Origin of the sequence: Stenotrophomonas maltophilia group sp. RNC7, from assembly GCF_030910085.1 — a bacterium.
In the GTDB taxonomy this organism is placed as follows: Bacteria; Pseudomonadota; Gammaproteobacteria; order Xanthomonadales; family Xanthomonadaceae; genus Stenotrophomonas; species Stenotrophomonas sepilia.
Map to the genome: position 1 here is coordinate 1 of NZ_JAVFVN010000842.1, position 559 is coordinate 559.

The 559-nt window shown below is 30.2% G+C and carries 1 protein-coding gene; it reads right to left on the bottom strand.

Annotation, left to right across the window (positions count from 1 at the left end; genetic code table 11):
• The coding region (locus RCF13_RS20185) for an ATP-binding protein (protein ID WP_308141510.1) at nucleotides 1-326 on the bottom strand (326 nt) is incomplete at its 3' end.
• Nucleotides 327-559: the final 233 nt, after the last annotated feature.

The following is a 559-nucleotide window of genomic DNA, read 5'->3' on the forward strand; positions in this document are numbered from 1 at the left end:
TCTTTTAGTCCTACTCCAGAGTACGGTACTTGTTCCTTGCTCGACACTTGACCAACCAAAAATGTAATATTTTCTGCAGTAAACGGCTTTCCATTATGACTAAATTTCAAATAGTTATAATTTAGGTCAAGTTCAATTTGCACCTTAGTTTTTGAGTCTGGATATGATACATCTTTAGCGTTTTGAAGCAATTCCCATACCCATCTTCGTGGCGACTCTTCATTAGAACTTAGTCTTAAATTCTTCATCATATCTCTAATTTTTATTGCAATTGAAGTGCTTCGTGACTTTTTATCAGCTTTCTCAATCAAATCTGTATATGACAAATTTCCCCCTCCAATCTACACTTAAAAGTAAATTAATAAAATATAAATCTTTTGGCTATTACTCCTTCGTATACCCATCTAATAAAACTATCAATTTCAGCTACTTTCATAATACATCATTTTCTATAAACATTTTGTCGAATCATGCCATTAAAAGTAAATAAAAAGATTAATCCCCCTGGTCTTAAATATAAATATACAACTAAATCTATATTAATAACACTATATCTAAT